Raw genomic sequence first — 1,115 nt, forward strand, 5'->3', positions numbered from 1 at the left:
GCCTGGTGGCTTCGACGACTGATCGTAGACGGCTGGTTCCGGTTTGTGGCGGCTTTGTCGTCTTTTGATCACTCACCGTATGCAGTTGATCGCTGAGCGGTCTGACGGAAAGGTCGCCGCGCCATCAGGCGCCCCCTCGCATGGTGTCCAATGTCATCCCGGCAATGGTATGTGCCACTTCGCACGGATCTGTCTCACCGATTTTGGATGGAGACTGGCCGACGCCGACTTGGTAGACCAGTTCGTCGGTTACGCCCACGGCTACCTGGCAATGGCCCGTATCGCGTCGGTCCAGACTGCCATATGCGATCGTCGGGTTGCCGTCGATACTTGGCAATTCTTCAAAGAGAGCGTTTGTGTCGCGGGTCGCGTAAAACGGTGACAATCCTTGCCTGAGTGACGTTATCCAACCCAGCAAGACCGTCGCCCCTCGTCCATCGCGCCAGCTGCAGGTGCGTCCGGTAGTCCCGTCGCGTGTCTCGCCTTGCAGCGACTCTCCGAAGATCTCCCGTACTTGTTCCGCACTGAGCATTGAGCAGGGGTCGTCTTGGAAGCGTTGGGTGTCTTCGATGGGGTTCTGGACTTTTGGTGCGCCGTGGGCGGGCAGGCCTGATGTGGTTGTCGTCGTGGGTGCTGACGTGCTGGATATGTCTGGGCCGGTCGCGGTCGTCCCAGCCCGGGGTGTCCCTGCTTCGGTGCTGGAGCAGCCGGCGACGAGTGCCGCACTGATCAGCACGACCGGTGCGGCGCGACGAACGCGCATCAAATGACCCCGCCTTCGTTGCCTGGGTTAAGGCTTCTGGCTGTTGCTGCGGTTTCGTCCTCGTGCTCGGTGTAGGTGCCGAGGGCTTTCCGGCAGTGGTCAGCCTGAGCCTGGCAGTAAGCGCGCATGGATTCCATCATTTCGAGGTAGGCCTTGCCGGATCCGTTCGCGTCGAATGCCATCCTCTCGCTGGCTGGGTCGAGCCCCGGCCCCACGATCTTGATCAAGCTGTCGGACAGCGCCAGCGCTTCCGCAACCCGGTCTGCGATGAGTTGCCAGCGGTCGGCTATGCGTGTCAGCGTGCCTTCGTCGTAGGCGAAGCTGCCGAGCTGGTTGGTCGCCTGGCCGATTT

General features: G+C 61.9%; 1 protein-coding gene and 1 pseudogene. Both read right to left on the reverse strand.

Annotated features, from left to right (window positions below; all coding sequences use genetic code 11):
• Positions 1-124 precede the first annotated feature (124 nt).
• Positions 125-763, reverse strand: coding sequence for a DUF3558 domain-containing protein (locus tag ABZ863_RS35705; RefSeq protein ID WP_358544223.1), 639 nt, complete (start codon positions 761-763; stop codon positions 125-127).
• Positions 763-1,115: pseudogene (locus ABZ863_RS35710) on the reverse strand (hypothetical protein); the annotation flags it as partial. The pseudogene ABZ863_RS35710 and the gene ABZ863_RS35705, both read right to left, overlap by 1 nt.

It is taken from the genome of Saccharomonospora sp. NPDC046836 (assembly GCF_040645195.1).
Classification (GTDB): Bacteria; Actinomycetota; Actinomycetes; order Mycobacteriales; family Pseudonocardiaceae; genus Prauserella_A.